This window comes from Vibrio sp. Vb0349, from assembly GCF_033338975.1.
In genome coordinates this window covers 1-15775 of the sequence record NZ_JAWOTS010000045.1, presented here as the reverse complement: position 1 = coordinate 15775, position 15775 = coordinate 1, and the positions used below count along the sequence as shown (strand labels likewise).

The 15775-nt window shown below is 39.9% G+C and carries 19 protein-coding genes; all 19 read right to left on the bottom strand.

All coding sequences use genetic code 11. The annotated features are described in order from the left end of the window. Nucleotides 1-813: 813 nt before the first annotated feature. The 19 genes from R7Q47_RS22260 to R7Q47_RS22165 all read right to left on the bottom strand — a co-directional run bounded on the left by R7Q47_RS22260 (nt 814) and on the right by R7Q47_RS22165 (nt 15601). Nucleotides 814-1194 carry a hypothetical protein gene (locus tag R7Q47_RS22260; RefSeq protein WP_318089384.1) on the bottom strand — a complete coding sequence of 127 codons (381 nt, stop codon included), beginning with the start codon at nt 1192-1194 and terminating at the stop codon, nt 814-816. A 245-nt stretch (nt 1195-1439) separates the two neighbouring features. Further along, nucleotides 1440-2537: a hypothetical protein gene (locus tag R7Q47_RS22255; RefSeq protein ID WP_237304795.1), complete on the bottom strand. Its 1098-nt coding sequence runs from the start codon at nt 2535-2537 to the stop codon at nt 1440-1442. A gap of 673 nt (nt 2538-3210) precedes the next feature. Further along, nucleotides 3211-3840 carry a hypothetical protein gene (locus R7Q47_RS22250; RefSeq protein ID WP_213963071.1) on the bottom strand — a complete coding sequence of 210 codons (630 nt, stop codon included), beginning with the start codon at nt 3838-3840 and terminating at the stop codon, nt 3211-3213. Nucleotides 3841-3995: 155 nt separating this feature from the next. Continuing rightward, nucleotides 3996-4331, bottom strand: coding sequence for an energy transducer TonB (locus R7Q47_RS22245; protein ID WP_213963072.1), 336 nt, complete (start codon nt 4329-4331; stop codon nt 3996-3998). Between the two features lie 143 nt (nt 4332-4474). Then, entirely contained in the window at nt 4475-5056 is a 582-nt protein-coding gene (locus tag R7Q47_RS22240) for a DJ-1/PfpI family protein (RefSeq protein WP_213963066.1), read from the bottom strand. 143 nt (nt 5057-5199) lie between these two features. Further along, on the bottom strand, nt 5200-5631 hold the full coding sequence (locus R7Q47_RS22230) for an NUDIX hydrolase (RefSeq protein ID WP_213963067.1): 432 nt from the start codon (nt 5629-5631) through the stop codon (nt 5200-5202). A 154-nt stretch (nt 5632-5785) separates the two neighbouring features. Continuing rightward, nucleotides 5786-6202, bottom strand: a complete 417-nt coding sequence (locus R7Q47_RS22225; protein ID WP_149192373.1) for a lysozyme inhibitor LprI family protein — start codon at nt 6200-6202, stop codon at nt 5786-5788. 136 nt (nt 6203-6338) lie between these two features. After that, entirely contained in the window at nt 6339-6764 is a 426-nt protein-coding gene (locus tag R7Q47_RS22220; protein WP_213963068.1) for a hypothetical protein, read from the bottom strand. A 151-nt stretch (nt 6765-6915) separates the two neighbouring features. After that, nucleotides 6916-7332, bottom strand: coding sequence for a VOC family protein (locus R7Q47_RS22215; protein ID WP_031846305.1), 417 nt, complete (start codon nt 7330-7332; stop codon nt 6916-6918). A gap of 153 nt (nt 7333-7485) precedes the next feature. Continuing rightward, on the bottom strand, nt 7486-7962 hold the full coding sequence (locus R7Q47_RS22210; protein ID WP_054730962.1) for a GNAT family N-acetyltransferase: 477 nt from the start codon (nt 7960-7962) through the stop codon (nt 7486-7488). A gap of 139 nt (nt 7963-8101) precedes the next feature. After that, complete coding sequence (locus tag R7Q47_RS22205) at nt 8102-8713, bottom strand: DsbA family protein (RefSeq protein ID WP_213963069.1); 612 nt, start codon at nt 8711-8713, stop codon at nt 8102-8104. Between the two features lie 173 nt (nt 8714-8886). Further along, nucleotides 8887-9159, bottom strand: a complete 273-nt coding sequence (locus R7Q47_RS22200) for a nicotinamide mononucleotide transporter (protein ID WP_213963070.1) — start codon at nt 9157-9159, stop codon at nt 8887-8889. Between the two features lie 1380 nt (nt 9160-10539). After that, complete coding sequence (locus R7Q47_RS22195) at nt 10540-11298, bottom strand: hypothetical protein (protein WP_248486780.1); 759 nt, start codon at nt 11296-11298, stop codon at nt 10540-10542. A 118-nt stretch (nt 11299-11416) separates the two neighbouring features. Beyond that, nucleotides 11417-11758, bottom strand: a complete 342-nt coding sequence (locus R7Q47_RS22190) for a hypothetical protein (protein ID WP_213963136.1) — start codon at nt 11756-11758, stop codon at nt 11417-11419. 160 nt (nt 11759-11918) lie between these two features. Beyond that, complete coding sequence (locus R7Q47_RS22185) at nt 11919-12287, bottom strand: hypothetical protein (protein WP_009696426.1); 369 nt, start codon at nt 12285-12287, stop codon at nt 11919-11921. 144 nt (nt 12288-12431) lie between these two features. Further along, the gene (locus tag R7Q47_RS22180; protein ID WP_171345237.1) at nt 12432-12839 is read right to left on the bottom strand and encodes a hypothetical protein; all 408 of its coding nucleotides are present in this window, start codon (nt 12837-12839) and stop codon (nt 12432-12434) included. A gap of 135 nt (nt 12840-12974) precedes the next feature. Beyond that, a complete protein-coding gene (locus R7Q47_RS22175; protein WP_213885666.1) occupies nt 12975-13457 on the bottom strand; it encodes a nucleotidyltransferase domain-containing protein in 483 nt (160 codons plus the stop codon). A 616-nt stretch (nt 13458-14073) separates the two neighbouring features. Further along, nucleotides 14074-14529 carry an NUDIX domain-containing protein gene (locus tag R7Q47_RS22170; RefSeq protein ID WP_248486782.1) on the bottom strand — a complete coding sequence of 152 codons (456 nt, stop codon included), beginning with the start codon at nt 14527-14529 and terminating at the stop codon, nt 14074-14076. 169 nt (nt 14530-14698) lie between these two features. Further along, nucleotides 14699-15601 (bottom strand): DUF2569 domain-containing protein, encoded by a 903-nt coding sequence (locus tag R7Q47_RS22165; protein WP_005462147.1) that lies wholly within the window; start codon nt 15599-15601, stop codon nt 14699-14701. Between the last annotated feature and the right edge of the window lie 174 nt (nt 15602-15775).

Here is a 15775-nt window from a genome sequence, read left to right as displayed (position 1 = left end):
CCTAAATTATCAAGAAAACTTAACTTTTTAACCCTAACATTGTTTATCTTAGACAAAGGATATGAGTCTTTCTTAAAACTGAACTCTTTTGAATCCAAGTTAAAATCAGTATTTTTGTACATAATTCCCCTCTATTCGTATAACGCCCTGTTAAGTAGTGAGGCACGCTATACAAACGCTTCTGCACTACTCCGTAAACACAAAACTTACTGCAAACCAAAAATGCCACGCGTGCCGAATCTGCTTGAACAGTTTGTTATGTTTTACCACAACTGACTCGCTCACATGGCAAAGAACTGAATTGCATAAGAAATTGTTTAACTTGCGTCACACGATGTTGTGGAATAATCCGACAAAAGAGATAAATACAAAACGTGTAATTCTCGGGAATTTGATTGAGGCGACTTTGATGACTTTCAGCAAGTGATGACATCCCTTTCAAAACAGCGAAAACAAAACTCAAATTGCCGAAAACCCCACTGCCGATTTGCTAATTGGGAAATATAATCGAAGCGATTTTAAGCCACCCCAATTTTCAACACGCAGACGCGATTTCAAGTCGAAGCAACCCACCAACTTTGAAGAGTGATTGTGTTTGAGGGATTCATGAACTTGGGCAGACAATATTGAATTGCTGAGACAACTCGAAAGAATGCCCAAAGAGACCAAAGAAATAAACGCCAAGAAACCTTTTATTTCTTCTAAATCAAAGTGAAACATAACGCCGCATTAAGGTGTGAGCGACGCTTGGCTATACTTGAGCGAAGCGAAACTGCCAAGCGTTGCGAATCACTCTTAAATGCTTTGTTAGGGCTATATTTCGTACGGCTGCAGCTGTTTTTCCGTAAGCATATCACCGCTAAATGATTGGGCTCCAGCTACAACAAACCCAAGTATACGATGCACTCCATCTAATATGGCCGTTTGCTGCGATGTATTTTCAATAATTAACGGTTTAGTTAAAACTTTTTGTTTGCTATGCAATAACACTAAGTCTAAATTTAAGTTCGTTTGAGAAGTATATGCTCTAAGCTCAGTAGTTGAATATTCAAAGCCCCAAAAATATTTTGCAAAACTTTCAAAAGGTAGAGTGGCATAAGATTTACTCAGAGGGCTTAATGTCCCTGCACTGATGTCGAACAAAACTCTGTCCAAGTCATACTTCTTCGTTGTATCAAGAGTACTTGTTACCACTGTTTTCTTCTTCGCTGTGCATTGAATCTGCTGGAACTTAACATTTAACTGAGTTACCGATTGAGAACGCAAGACCTTTTTTTTTACACATTTCTAACCTTATGTATGAATATCCAGACTCATAGCCCTAACGCCCTGTTAAGGTGTGAGCAACGCAATACCTATGCCGCCGCATACCACCTTAATCACTAAATTCAACGCATAGTAAAAATACCACGCGTTGCGAATCACTCTTAAACAGTTTGTTATGCATTTTTTGTGAAATGCTGCTCGATATCGTACCCGACAGCAGTTCCTCTTTGCTCAAACATTTCGATAAACTTTTTGATTTCTTGTTTACCATTAGACCCAAAAATTAAGCTATTCAAAGTAGCACGGACGCCGAATTGGTTTTTAAGGGTATTTATCGGATTAGCCTGCGTAACCATTTTAAAAATTCCCAGGCCTGCTTCCATAGTTACAGGTTTTTGAGCAGAGCCTAGCCCTATTTTAGAATTCACATACTCAGAAATAGAATCTAATTGTCTACGATAGTTCGTAATATCCTGTAAATTGTCCTCAGATAGTGCTTTCTGGAACAACTTTAACCACTCTCTTAATTTTGCAAAATCTTGTCTCATCTGTAGTGCGACATCAATAAGTTGACTAGGTGATGAAGCATCCTGAATGACTCTAATAGGAATAGCAGGCATATTTACAAATAGTGAATACAATGAATCTGTTCCATATGCTTTTTTTGACACTTTCAACTGTTCATCGTTTAAAAATGAGGTAAGTTGATGCAGAGCGTCATTCGCAGGCAACATAAACCCTGAGTTGACAAAAAACCTCTTTCTGAGGGGGTGTGGAGTATAGCTTTTTTCATAAACAAAGCTTCTAGCGCACATTCCTGCACCACCCCACATTGTCTGTGATAAAAGCGGATGCTGAGCCCTTTGGGTTTCTCTCCAGCTCGATACATTTTCTCTATGAGCTAGCTTCAAAGACTCCGTTGAGCTCATGTGCTCAATAATACGGTTTCTTGGTTCAACTAGTTTATGAGGTTCGTCTAAAAAGGGATAACTCCGAACAACACCTAAATTTTTGGCAGCTAATATCGGACTGCTTGTTTGCATCCATGCATGCTCAAATTTAGCCTCAACTAATATCTCGTCTCTCAAAACTAAGTCAGTTAGAAAGTCAAACAAAGCTTCTGTTTGAATTGATGCATAACTAACTTCTTTATAGCTATGCTCACCATTTGAGATGACAATCTCATCTGCAAATGACTTCTCCATACCATATACAAACAAACTAGAAATGTCTTGAAGGGACCAATTATCTGAAATAATACCTTGTGCCACTCTTATTACCTCTCTGAGGGATAAATTTGAGAAAATGCATAACGCCTTGCTAAGGTGTGAGTAACGCAATACAAAAGCTACCGCACAGCGCCTTAATCACATAAACCACCGCAAAGTAAAAATGCCACGCGTTACGAATCACTCTTAAGCAATTTGTTAGTACATGCGCTACTTCTATTTATGCGCTCCAAGATATTGAAAATTGAGATGATATGAAAGGCTTTGAACACTGAAGTGAGACGGGCAGCTACAAAACTTTACCGTATTGAGAGACGAAAGTTGGCTAGAAGAAAAACGCACTGAACTGCCCTACTTTTACTGGCTTCAAATTAGAAAAGGATTCGTTCCTCGCACTTCGACGGCAACACCAAAGAAAGACAATTCTGACTTAGTAAAAACCACGAAAGAGAAGAAGCACCAAAGAAATAGGCTAAGAGTTGGAAACCGTAAACGGTGAAATCAAAGCGAACACACCGCATATAGTGCCACCGGAAAGAACGTGAAAGGTACAAACTGTAAGATGTAAATACGAACACCAAAACAGATAAACACCGAAACTTATGACCTTTGGTGCCAACCCCGTACTAACGCCGCATTAAGGTGTGAGCGACGCTTGGCTATACTTGAGCGAAGCGAAAGCGCCAAGCGTTGCGAATCACTCTTAAATGCTTTGTTAGGCAGAAGTTAGCTTGTATTGAAGATTTGGTGTTACTTTATCGCAGTTTAAAACCAACATTGCTTTACCATATGTACCTTCATCAAAGTACTTTAGCACTGAACCATCAGGAATTGTATTGGGGTGTACTAAAACATCAATCCCAATTGATTTGCACACCTCTATAACAGCGTTCATTGAGTCCTCTGGCCTCGGAGATTTCACTAAAGGTCTCGATACTTTATACACATACTGAAACCATGTTTGGTAATTCGGCACAAGTTTTCTACGTACTTTGCCACCCATCTTATAAGCAAGTCTCATATACCAAGGCATATACATATCTACTAACTTTTTAAAATTCCGTGGAGGGATTCTCGTTCGTTTTGTATCTGCAATGACGCAAGATTTATCCAAATTACACTTGTAAACATAAACAAACTTAACCTTTCTTTTAGGCCCAGATACCATAGTTGCATGGTATTTTGCACCTTCATACCATGTCCCAAACCAAATAGCATCTATAGGCTCAACCGTTTCTCCTCTATTTTTAATGCCTAACTTAAATTTCGTTATCCCAGGTGCTGTTGTGCCGTGGAAAATCGGAGTTTTATAATTCATGTTCAATTTTGTGTTTTTCATGTCCATCTAAATTCAATCTAATAACCAGAGGAATGCCTAACGCCCTGCTAAGGGGTGAGCAACGCAATACAAAAGCCGCCGCATACCACCTTAAGCACTAAAATCAACGCATAGCAAAAATGCCACGCGTTGCGAATCCCTCTTAAGCAGTTTGTTATGTGTCAAATTTTAAACTCGAACTTAGCTTTTTTAGGGCCAGTTTCCCCTTTTTCGGAAGGCGCATACTTCCGTTTTGATAATATTCGCACAGCTTCAGCATCGAATACTCCTTTAGGTACAGAATCAGTAACCATTATGTCAATCACATCACCCTGACTATTAATATTAAACGTGAGTACAACAGTACCGACTAATTTGTTTTTCCTTGAACCTTTATGATTCCTAGGCGATACACTGTCCCGAGCTTTGTGTTCTCGATAATTTGGGGAACTAGCACTTTCAATTAAACCAGCACAGCCAGACAATAATGCCGCTATAAATAATATTAAAGTCTTCATACTTAATCTTTGACAACATAACGCCTTGTTAAGGTGTGAGGCACGCAATACCTAAGCCTCCGCATACCACCTTAACCACTAAACCTGACGCATAGTAAAAATGCCACGCGTGCCGAATCACTCTTGAACAATTTGTTATGTGTTTAATGAGCACCTTGCTTGTGATAGCTCAGAATAAACTGTTTTTGCTTACGATCTAGCAACTCTAGGGCTTCAGCCACCGCTAACCCAAAATCAACGTACCCATTGGGCATCGCTGTCACTATACGCTTGTCGACTTGAACCAACGACTCTTCATAGATAGCCCCCTCCCAATATGGTCGAGTGAGCAGTACCGAAGATTCTGGGGCATATTTTTCCGTATAATTATGGGTAATTTTAACGCCCTTTAGGATGCCAGCTCTTGCTAAGACTAATACTCCCGCGCATATGCCACCAATAACTAGTGATGATTCATAGGCTTTCTGTATGAAACTAGCAATTGGGTCGCTTCCCATTATTGAATCGGGATTTCCTCCAGGGATCAGAAGAGCTTGATAGTCCGCAATACATATGTCCTCAAAGTTAACAGTGGGGCAAATTCTTAGACCTGTGGAATCGGTATGATTGTGGTTCTCTGGGGTGGTGATATCAACTCTCCCATACGCTCCTAAACACTCTATCGCGTACATTACTTCATAGGAAATAGCCCCCGGATAGAGTAAAACCAGTGTTCTCTTTGTCATTATTTCCTCTCTCCGTTCGGAACACATAACGCCTTGTTAAGGGGTGAACAACGCAATACCTTAGCTGCTGCATACCGCCTTAAACACTAAAACCAACGCATAGTAAAAATGCCACGCGTTGTGAATCCCTCTTGAACAACTTGTTATATGCACAGTTTTTCTACTTGCTTAATGGCATCAGAGAACATTTTGTGGCACTTAAAGTCAGGTTTTGTACCTACTTTATACCAGAAAAAATGGAACTCATGCCCACCGTCATCGTGTGTGTAAAAACTCCAGTTATTCGGCAGTTTTTCCGCTATATCACAGAGTACAAAGTGCCACTGTTGATTTTGAAAACCGCTTTCCCAGCTACCGAGATATTTGGTATTTAAGACTTTTGAAATGCCAGATTCTTCTTTAAGTTCCCTTAAAGCGGCACTTTCAAATGAGTCATCTGTTAACTCTAATGTCCCTTTAACTAACTGCACGTTAGCTAGAGGATGTTCAAACAGGAGCAATTCACGAGCATTACCTGAGTTACGAAAAACTACAGGACACACTTTGATTTCTCTATTTTGAACCCTTGATTTCACTGGACTCTCCCGTGCATATAACGCCCTGTTAAGGGGTGAGCAACGCAATACCAAAACCGCCGCATACCACCTTAATCACTAAAACCAACGCATAGTAAAAATGCCACACGTTGCGAATCCCTCTTGAACAGTTTGTTATGTGCGTGGTTGAAAGCTACTCCACACTTGGCTCCGGTAAAACTGGTGGTGTACTGTCCATGTAAGTTAAAAAATTTTCCCATAACTCGTGCGTTCTTTGCTTAGTTAACTTAGTTTTGCACGATATCGCCATAATTCCACGAATAGTTCCATCACGCCATTGCGTATAAACCGAGTCACAGTGAGAGGACATATATGCTTGCCAATCCTGTTGAGCAAGCTTAATTGCTGCAATCAGTTCTGGGTCATGAGCGTTGTGCTCAAAGCTAGTGTTTAGATATTTATCTAATTTAACTTGTGCTGACTCTAGTTCAATAGCAGCACATTGGTTTATCTCGATTGTGGTCATCGCATTATTACAGTCAATGGACTCTTCTTCAGCAAGAGCACCAAATGAAAGACTAGCTAATATGATGATTAGACACTTATTCATCGTTTTCTCCGAAAGCACATAACGCCGCGTTAAGTAGTGAGCAACGCTACCACTGAACCTAAACCATTGTGCCGTAAACACTGAAGCCAATTAAACCAAAAATGCCACGCGTTGCGAATCTGCCTTAAACGCTTTGTTATGTGCGTTTTCCCAGCTTAACTCTTGATGCTGTCCTATTGGCAAAACGTAAACTTTTCAACTGTTCTTTCCGTATTGCTTCTTCGTCTGGATAAACTTCAAATATCCAGTGCCTGAACCCAATACCACACAGCAGCCCACCCAAGGCAGCAATTACACCGCAAAGATAAGGGAAATATTTCCTATCTTTACTCACAATCTCTATTTTCCTATTTTCAATAGAAATACGGTCTTCTTTAACACTATCAGGCAAGTCATCTTGAGCTTCAATAATTGAAATTTTCTCAGCGGCTTGGAAGACAATATCGTTGTATGTGTAAGTTTGGCTAAGTAAGAAATAAAGACTGAATACGAAAACAACGGCGCCAACAATTGCCATTAACTTATAAGGGTCGTCAGTTGGTACACTTAACGATGAGTTCATACTCAATATCTCCTTTTTTCGATAGCACATAACGCCCAGTTAAGGGGCGAAGCACGCAATGACCAAGCCGCTGCATAGCACTTCAACACTTAAATCAACGCATACCAAAAATGCCACGCGTGCTGAGTCCCTCTTGAACTGTTTGTTATGCCTACCTTTTCGCCATTGGATGCTCTGGATTCAACTGAAGTAAATCCCAAAGATTGCCATATAAATCTTTGAATACAGCTACTGTGCCGTAATCCTGCTCTTTAGGCGAACGCACAAATTCGATTCCTATCGACTTCATACGCTCGTAGTCGCGCCAGAAATCATCCGTGTTCAAGAAGAGAAATACTCTACCACCTGCTTGATTACCAATGAAATCCAATTGCTCTGGTTTCGAAGCTCTTGCGAGCAACAAAGTAACACCATGTGAATTTGGTGGAGCAACCACAACCCAACGCTTATCTTGTTCAGGTTGGTAAGTGTCTTCGATAAGCTCAAATTGAAGTTTATTTACGTAAAAATCTATCGCTTCATCGTAGTCTCTTACGACTAACGCAATATGGATAATATTTTGCTTCATATGCTTACCTTCTACTGAACTTACTTGGTTGGCATAACGCCGCATTAAGGTGTGAGCAACGCTACCACCGAACCTAAACCATTACACCGTAAACACAAAACCCAACCTTGAACTGGAAATGCCAAGCGTTGGGAATCACTCTTAAATGCTTTGTTATAACCGTCTTTCCAAACGTAAAAGACCCCAAACCTCACCGTCGAAAGAACGAGAGCCATTTTCATGCGCTATAACGGTAAAACCAAGCGATTCATAGCAATTTCTCGCAACTATGTTTCGTTCAAATACAGCTAGTGATAGTAAGCTAGCGCTGTATTTTTCTTTTGCTAGATCGACTAATTGACCAAGCATACGCTTTGAAATGCCCTTTCCACGAAAGCTGTCTGAAACAAATACGCGGCAAATCCTAAAGTGCGAATCTGAAACTTTGAATAGTTCAACATAGCCAGCGTTCTGACCTGAGACAACAAAGATAAACGGAAACACTTGCTCTTGGGAACAGTGTTTAGAAATTTGCACTGAATCCAATGGAAACTCAAAGTTTGGACCACCCCATTGATAATTCAATTTATCCGAGTCGATCCAACCGATAAGCAGGTCATGATCTTCCTTTTCAAATACTCTAAGTTCCATTTTTCCCTCTAAGGTTATAACGCCGCGTTAAGGGGTGAACAACGCTATACCACCCAACTTAAACCATTGTGCCATAAACACAAACGCTAAGTTTTGGACCAACACTGCCAAGCGTTGAGAATCCCTCTTAAACGCTTTGTTATGTGTTTACGTGGGTAAATCGCTTAGAAAGCTCCTCTGACTTGCAATATCCAAGTGCTAAAGGATAAGCCTGATTACTTTCTGAGACATAGAAAAGAGCAGGGAAACCACTTACTTGTAAACGACCTGTTATATGTAAATGATCCTGAAACTGCCGCTCTATTTCTTTCGATTTCAATTTTAGTGCAAACTGACTTTCACTTAAATTGAGCGACTTAGCGCAGTCAATCAATGTTTGATTCAACGACGGATTTTTAGCTTCAAAGTAATAAGCTGATTGGATAGCCTTAACCATGTTCTCAGAGCTACTTTCTACCATGTTCTCAGCTGATATTACTGCCCTACAAGCTTGATATGTTGAACGATAAGGTATGTTCAACTCCCAGTAACTATGATTAAAAGTTACGTGAGATACCTTCTCGATTTGATACCAATAAGAAGAAATTGTTTGCTTCAGATTATCATCCATAGGCTCATCATTATCAGGAGCTAGACCACCCATTATCCAGTCAACCTCTGCCGTAGGATGTTGTGCCAAGAATTGTTCCAACTCAGGTTGAAAGGCAAAACACCAAGCACACATAGGATCCATGACATATATAAATCGCATAGCATTACTCTCCATTTTAATGGGAACATCTCTGACACATAACGCCGCGTTAAGTAGTGAGCAACGCCAACCACCTAACCTAAACCTATACACCGTAAACACTTAACCCAACTTTGAATGTAAAACGCCAAGCGTTGGGAATCTGTCTTAAACGCCTTGTTATGTGCGAACTTTCAACTTGTAGATGACTGCTCAGCAACGCTTACTTTTGGCTCTTTCTCTGGTGTCGACCATTTGATGATTGCTCTAAGATTCATTGAAAAAAAGATGATATTTGCGATTATCATTGCCACACTACCAGTGAGATAACCAACTGCTACCCAACTAGTGTTGCCGCACATCATTAAAATGAACCCAATTTTGTTCTTATTTCCAATTTGCCAAATAGCAAGAAACGTTAGTACCATTGCAATCCAGTCGATTCCATAGTACTGAAAATATTCCATTTTTCCTCCTCGCACATAACGCCCTGTTAAGGGGTGAGCAACGCAATACCGAAGTCGCCGCATACCACCTTAAACACTTAAACCAACGCATAGTGAAAATGCCACGCGTTGCGAATCCCTCTTGAACAGTTTGTTAGGGTTCTGTGACCCTCGACACTCTATCACGATATACATTTACACGCTCACAAACAGTTGACCTACAACTAAATTTACTGATATGTTTTTACGCCAAGATTATTGGTTTAATTAATATTAAAACCGTGCGCCATCAAGATGATAATTGGTGAAAGGCTAGACAAAACTGTGCTCTCAATGGAATCAGTTGTAATAGAACGAATAACTATGCGCCACAGAATGATTATCGGTTGCAGTAAACAAAACCATGCGTCACTCAGATGAAAAGCTGAGATTTTGGTGCAGATAACCTATTGGTTGTTTGCAGTTCAATCTAAATGACGATATGAGGTGGTTTATGCCAAAGGTTAAACACCTGCCGTTAATGATAGTTATTGTGATAGCAACTGTGATTCTAATAACCTTGAGCATGGGATTTTACCTGTCTGTGATAGAAAGCCCTTATGCACCAGAGTACTTAGACACTCTTGAATCAATTGCTAAATATGTATTCGGTACCAGCACTGTAATTTCCATTACCCTTTCCTAAACCTAGGGCTCCATTAGGAGCCCTAACGCCTTGTTAAGGTGTGAGGCACGCAATACCTAAGCTCCCGCATAACACCTTAACCACTAAAATCAACGCATAGTAAAAATGCCACGCGTGCCGAATCACTCTTGAACAATTTGTTATGTTTATTACCACCCGCCAGTACGTTACCGTAAATGAGCAGAACAGTTTTACCGGCTAAAAACTTAGCTTTTACCTGCTGCTAAAAAAGCAGAAAATCCCATAAAAACAAAGGATATGAAGAGTGACACCATAGAATATCGAATGACAGTAAACAACCAAGAGCTACTTTCAGGATACTTCGAGATATTTTCGCTACTTCTTACGTAATTAAAGAGAAGCGCACTAGAAAAAGGAACAAACAAAAAGTAGATCGCTTTATATCTACTCGGGTCTATTCTTTTCATCTGCAATCCGAGGGAAATACTACTCCCAAGGAGCACTATCATCGAAGATATGAGCACTAGAAAAGCCGCAAATGCTAGTAACGAATACACATCCATGAACTCTCTTTTCCCACAATAAGCATCTGAATATTAACTATAGTTTTCTACACGCGACTAAGAAACATAACGCCCTGTTAAGGTGTGAGCAACGCAATACTAAAGCCGCCGCATATCACCTTAAACACTAGACGCAACGCATAGTAAAAATGCCAAGCGTTGCGAATCACTCTTAAACAGATTGTTATATTTTTAAGTCAACGCGATTTTCTCAACTACTTTTAGCAAAAACTGTCGCCCCTCTTCAGACTTAACAATTTTAACTAATGTCTCTTTGATTTTACCTTTGTTCAACTTTAACCACATTGCTTTAGGATATTTAGGAGCACTTTCACTAGCCTTATCAATTGCTGAACGCAGTGAATCTAGCTTAGCTTGAGAAATATTACATTGCTCCTGAAGCTCCTCAACCCTTTTATAAAGTTCATTAAGGCTTGTTTTTAACTCCTTAACTTCTTTATCAGAAAACTTACTATTAGGCTCGACAATCTCTTTGGGGAAAATAGCTTCAATTTGATTTTCTATGTCACTGTCAACATCTTCAGGCTGGCTATAGAGAGACGATAACTCATTCTCAATATGCCGTGTCCATGGTGCTAACCTTTCAAGAAAACCAGTCAAATAAGTTAGTGATACCGCGTCAGTAGCCTTTACTTCTCCTGGGGACTCTGTTGAAACAAACTTAGTGCGTGTAACTGTTTTAGTTTCGGGTTCCCCATATCTTGTGCTAGCCATTGCTGCAACCAATTGTGCCGTACTGTTTCTATGAAGTTGTAATGTTTCTTCATATTCGATTTCTTCTAAGGATATTTTGAACCCTTTATGATGCAAAAATTCTATGGAGACAAGAACACCATAAGATGGATATTTGATTTCAAAATCTTCTAAACTGAACTGCGTTTTACACAATGCTTCTTCAACCTGAAGCCGAAAAGTATTATTAATTTGCACAAAACTCTCCTAAAAATATAACGCCGCATTAAGGTGTGAGCGACGCTTGGCTATACTTGAGCGAAGCGAAACTGCCAAGCGTTGCGAATCACTCTTAAATGCTTTGTTATATGCTTATTCACTCATAATACCAACTGCTATTACTTAATTGAAGTTCCTCTGCAACATCCATAGCCTCTATGGCATTTTTAACTCTCATATAGCACTTGATGAGATCTTCTACTTCGCGGGAAATTAGCTCTCTTTGACTGCACTGAAACTGATTTAGAAAAGTAGCCTCGCTAATCTCCTCATCACTACAAACCCTTTTCATAGTTTCTAAAAGCTTATCTTTAGTGGGTGCTTTGTTCCTCACATACAGGTTTTTCTTTACTGAAACTTCCTTAACTCTAGGAACGCCCTCCAGTAAAGTGAGTGCAGCCATTGCCAAGTCTTCTTTTTTCTCAACAGTGAATTTCATTTATTTATCAACTTTATAGGTACTGATAGCCGTGACAGGCATATAACGCCCTGTTAAGGGGTGAGCAACGCAATACCGAAGCTGCCGCATACCACCTTAAACACTAAAACCAACGCATAGTGAAAATGCCACGCGTTGCGAATCCCTCTTGAACAGTTTGTTATGTGCGTTGCTCAAATTCATACTCTGTAAGACACCATTGCTTTGGACTTGACCAACTAATTTCTTTGAATGATGTTCTTAGGTCACCGCTCAATAAAAGTTGCTTCATAAAATGGCTAGGTGAAATATAAGCTTTATCATCGTAAGCAAACACAAAACCCTGCTTATTGAGCTCAAGCATCATCTGTTTGGTTTCCTTTGATTGAATCCCACCATTGAGATCAAGCTCATCAATACGACCGCCAGTATCACCATCTCGACTGCTATTGCTTAACTTTATTGAGGTATTATCTATGGCAACAACGTGCGCCGGAGGGACTTCTCCTGATTGACCAAACTCAACTTTGTAAGGAGGCTGTTTTATCATTTGATCTCCAAGCACATAACGCCCTGTTAAGGGGTGAGCAACGCAATACCTAAGCCGCCGCATACCGCCTTAAACACTAAAACCAACGCATAGTGAAAATGCCACGCGTTGCGAATCCCTCTTAAACAGTTTGTTAGCTGTGTTTTACAACACGAGCTTTGCTCCCAACATACCGAGTACTGCGATAGTTACCATCGTAAACCAAAGGTAAATCATAAAAGATAGGCATAACGAAAATAAACCTCTCACAGCTTTATCTAAGTTTGCACCTTCATCGTGCTGTAAAAAATACGCTAGTTCTGCTGTAGGTATTGACCCAGCAAAACTCTTAAATTTGAGCTTTACCATCATCAGGCCCATTGAGACTGGAAGACTAGATACTAGTAAAATGATTCCCACCGAAATCCAGACATTCTCGGGGGATTCATTACCTAAAACTACTGCTGCCCCGAACAACACTAAAAGCATTCCCAGAAAGCCCTTAAAAGATGACAACAACGAGTCTCTTGTTTTTATATACAGCCAGAATAGCGGCTTATCGTATTTTCTCATTTTTTCCTTAAACAGCTAACGCCGCATTAAGGTGTGAGTAACGCGACCACGAAATCCAACCATACCACCTTAAACACTGAACTCAACGATGAAATGAAAAATGCCAAGCGTTAGGAATCACTCTTAAATGCTTTGTTATGGCGCTGAACTTGAAGTTAACTGCCGAACGTCAATGAGGTCTACTTCCCTACCCAATATTCGCTTATATTCAACTAACCTATGAACAGGAATAACTTGCAATTCAATGCCTTGATAAGTTTTAGTAACGGAACTTGAGAAATCGATTTCAAGTTGATGCCACGAACCGTCCAGTGAAGATTGGATCTTGGTATGGTGAGCCAAGCCTATTTCAATTTTTTGATCTCGGTAGATGAGCTGAAAATACTCTAAGTCCCAACCATATTCTGAGTACCGAGTTAGTGGCTTAGAAACATACTGCGAAACGAGGGATAATACTTTATTTGCATCAGAATTTTCGATGTAGAGATCGATGTCTGCAATTTCGCGATTGCCACCATGAATCGTAGCCGCTAAACCACCAACTATTTGATACTCGATATTCTCTGATTCCAAAAGACCTTTGAGCCACTTCAAAGCTACTATTACTTGCTTGCTCATATTACTCCCTTAGCCGATTTTGCCCCTGCGCCATAACGCCCTGTTAAGGGGTGAGCAACGCAATACCGAAGCCGCCGCATACCACCTTAATCACTTAAACCAACGCATAGTGAAAATGCCACGCGTTGCGAATCCCTCTTAAACAGTTTGTTAACTGAGCGCCTTTCAGTTTTCGCCGATCTTACAGCCACTTTAGCCAAAGCTGGTTTTCCTAATTAATGATTAGTAAAGCTAACTCAAATATGTATTTAACTAAAAGATTACCGTTTACCTTTAGTTTGAAATGCGTCTCACAACACCATACTTCGGCGATGTAAGTGCGCCGAACTAATCGCGAATGCCTTATATTATTAGAAGGCTTTGTGCCGCCTTTCTCATGAGAAAACTTAAGTACCAAATTGAATTAGTCGCATTAGCTTAATTAAGGGAACCGACCAAACACGCTAAACCTCTGAACCTAGTAACGGTATCAATGTGCTTTCATATTTTCTGCGCCAGTTAACGCCCTGTTAAGGGGTGAGCAACGCAATACCGAAGTCGCCGCATACCGCATTAAACACTAAAACCAACGCATGATGAAAATGCCACGCGTTGCGAATCCCTCTTGAACAGTTTGTTATGCCAATTTTTCTCGCTGTGCATAAGCATCATTGATCATTAAAAATGTATGGTGCATCCGCAACTTCGATTGAGCATACAAATCCCGCACTTCAGCTAACGAAAAGAGCTTTGCACGACCTATTTCATCGTTGAATTTCGGCAATATGACTTGGTCTTCAACCTCTGTGACCCAGACATGACGTAATACTAATTCACCATCATCAAAACGTCCTGCATAGGTATTTAAGTAATTCTCTAAAGCAACTTCTAAACCCGTTTCTTCTGCAATTTCTCTGACCGCTGCCTCTTGAGGAAACTCTGTATATTCAACACTGCCTGACGGTATATGCCATAGACCTTTCTTTGAGCCGGTTAGCTCTTGAACCAATAACACTTCATTGTGCTGATTAAAAATCACAGCTCCAGCAGCTTTTGCCGTAACTTCTATGTGATGCTGAACCCCATATTGCATCTAATTCTATCCTCATCCATGAGACGTAAAGTAAAAGTGGCATAACGCCCTGTTAAGGTGTGAGCAACGCAATACCGACGCGTCCGCATACCACCTTAAACACTAAACGCAACGCATAGTGAAAATGCCACGCGTTGCGAATCACTCTTAAACAGTTTGTTAGGTATCTTTAAACACAGTCCGAGCTATTAATTTGGATTGAGGTTATGAGTTTACCCAACTTGTCATAATAGGTATATGAGACAATGACACCTTCTTGCATAAAAGTTAAAGTGGCACTGTTCGAGCACGCAGTTTGCAATAAACTAGGGCGCATATTTTTATTCAGAGCATTGGCATCTATGTCACTAACGCTGTAATTTACAAGAGAATAACGATACTGTAAGTTATTCGACTCTGTATAGACCGCGTCTAGTTTAGTTTCAGAATCGAGCATAATAGGTAATTCTCGATTCATGTCGTTTGTTAGTTGATTTAGCCTATCTTCAATAGTTACAGTTTCTGGTATATAACTAACCTGCTTTAGATAAAAAGAATAACCAACTGCAACAACACATGACAATGTAATCATTGATAAAACTGTCTTGCGAAGACTATGATTTTCAATAAACGTGTTTTTAACACGTTTAGATTTGATCATATAAGGAATCCAAATCAAAGCAGATAACAATGAAACAAAAAAGTTTCTAATAGTTTCACCATCAAAAAGAGGTGTTTGAGGGAATAGAAGGTTAGCAAAGTAAGCATTGATAGGAATAAATAACAGTCCTATTAATGAAATAGCTATATATACTTTAGGAAAATCTGACTTCTTTGAAAAAAAGAGGAAGTTCAGATAAATAAGGCTTACAAAAAGAAATAGATTGAATACTATTTCCGAATAAAGCAAGGTTCCAAACCCTCTTACATATTCAGCAGAATTTGGACTTGTAAGTAAGTACCACGTTCCATTTTCAAATAAACCTGGATACATTGATAAGGTTGTGAAGTAAAACCTGAATGGCGACACCACCAACCCAAAGGCGACTAAAACCAGCCAGCCCGATATCCCTTTATAATCCGATGTACTCATAAATTAAATGACCTGAAAAGAAATTTTCGCGACATTAGTTCAACTTAGTTCATATCACCATGATATTTATCAAAAGACGAGTAGATACCTAACGCCTTGTTAAGGTGTGAGGCATGCAATACCGAAGGTTCCGCATAACACCTTAACCACTAAAACCAACGCATAGTAAAAATG

Bases quoted from the DNA above. Each gene is read 5' to 3' on its own strand.
- R7Q47_RS22250 (WP_213963071.1), bottom strand. From the start codon at position 3,840: ATGGACATGAAAAACACAAAATTGAACATGAATTATAAAACTCCGATT.
- R7Q47_RS22245 (WP_213963072.1), bottom strand. From the start codon at position 4,331: ATGAAGACTTTAATATTATTTATAGCGGCATTATTGTCTGGCTGTGCT.
- R7Q47_RS22240 (WP_213963066.1), bottom strand. From the start codon at position 5,056: ATGACAAAGAGAACACTGGTTTTACTCTATCCGGGGGCTATTTCCTAT.
- R7Q47_RS22225 (WP_149192373.1), bottom strand. From the start codon at position 6,202: ATGAATAAGTGTCTAATCATCATATTAGCTAGTCTTTCATTTGGTGCT.
- R7Q47_RS22220 (WP_213963068.1), bottom strand. From the start codon at position 6,764: ATGAACTCATCGTTAAGTGTACCAACTGACGACCCTTATAAGTTAATG.
- R7Q47_RS22215 (WP_031846305.1), bottom strand. From the start codon at position 7,332: ATGAAGCAAAATATTATCCATATTGCGTTAGTCGTAAGAGACTACGAT.
- R7Q47_RS22210 (WP_054730962.1), bottom strand. From the start codon at position 7,962: ATGGAACTTAGAGTATTTGAAAAGGAAGATCATGACCTGCTTATCGGT.
- R7Q47_RS22205 (WP_213963069.1), bottom strand. From the start codon at position 8,713: ATGCGATTTATATATGTCATGGATCCTATGTGTGCTTGGTGTTTTGCC.
- R7Q47_RS22200 (WP_213963070.1), bottom strand. From the start codon at position 9,159: ATGGAATATTTTCAGTACTATGGAATCGACTGGATTGCAATGGTACTA.
- R7Q47_RS22190 (WP_213963136.1), bottom strand. From the start codon at position 11,758: ATGAAATTCACTGTTGAGAAAAAAGAAGACTTGGCAATGGCTGCACTC.
- R7Q47_RS22185 (WP_009696426.1), bottom strand. From the start codon at position 12,287: ATGATAAAACAGCCTCCTTACAAAGTTGAGTTTGGTCAATCAGGAGAA.
- R7Q47_RS22180 (WP_171345237.1), bottom strand. From the start codon at position 12,839: ATGAGAAAATACGATAAGCCGCTATTCTGGCTGTATATAAAAACAAGA.
- R7Q47_RS22175 (WP_213885666.1), bottom strand. From the start codon at position 13,457: ATGAGCAAGCAAGTAATAGTAGCTTTGAAGTGGCTCAAAGGTCTTTTG.
- R7Q47_RS22170 (WP_248486782.1), bottom strand. From the start codon at position 14,529: ATGCAATATGGGGTTCAGCATCACATAGAAGTTACGGCAAAAGCTGCT.
- R7Q47_RS22165 (WP_005462147.1), bottom strand. From the start codon at position 15,601: ATGAGTACATCGGATTATAAAGGGATATCGGGCTGGCTGGTTTTAGTC.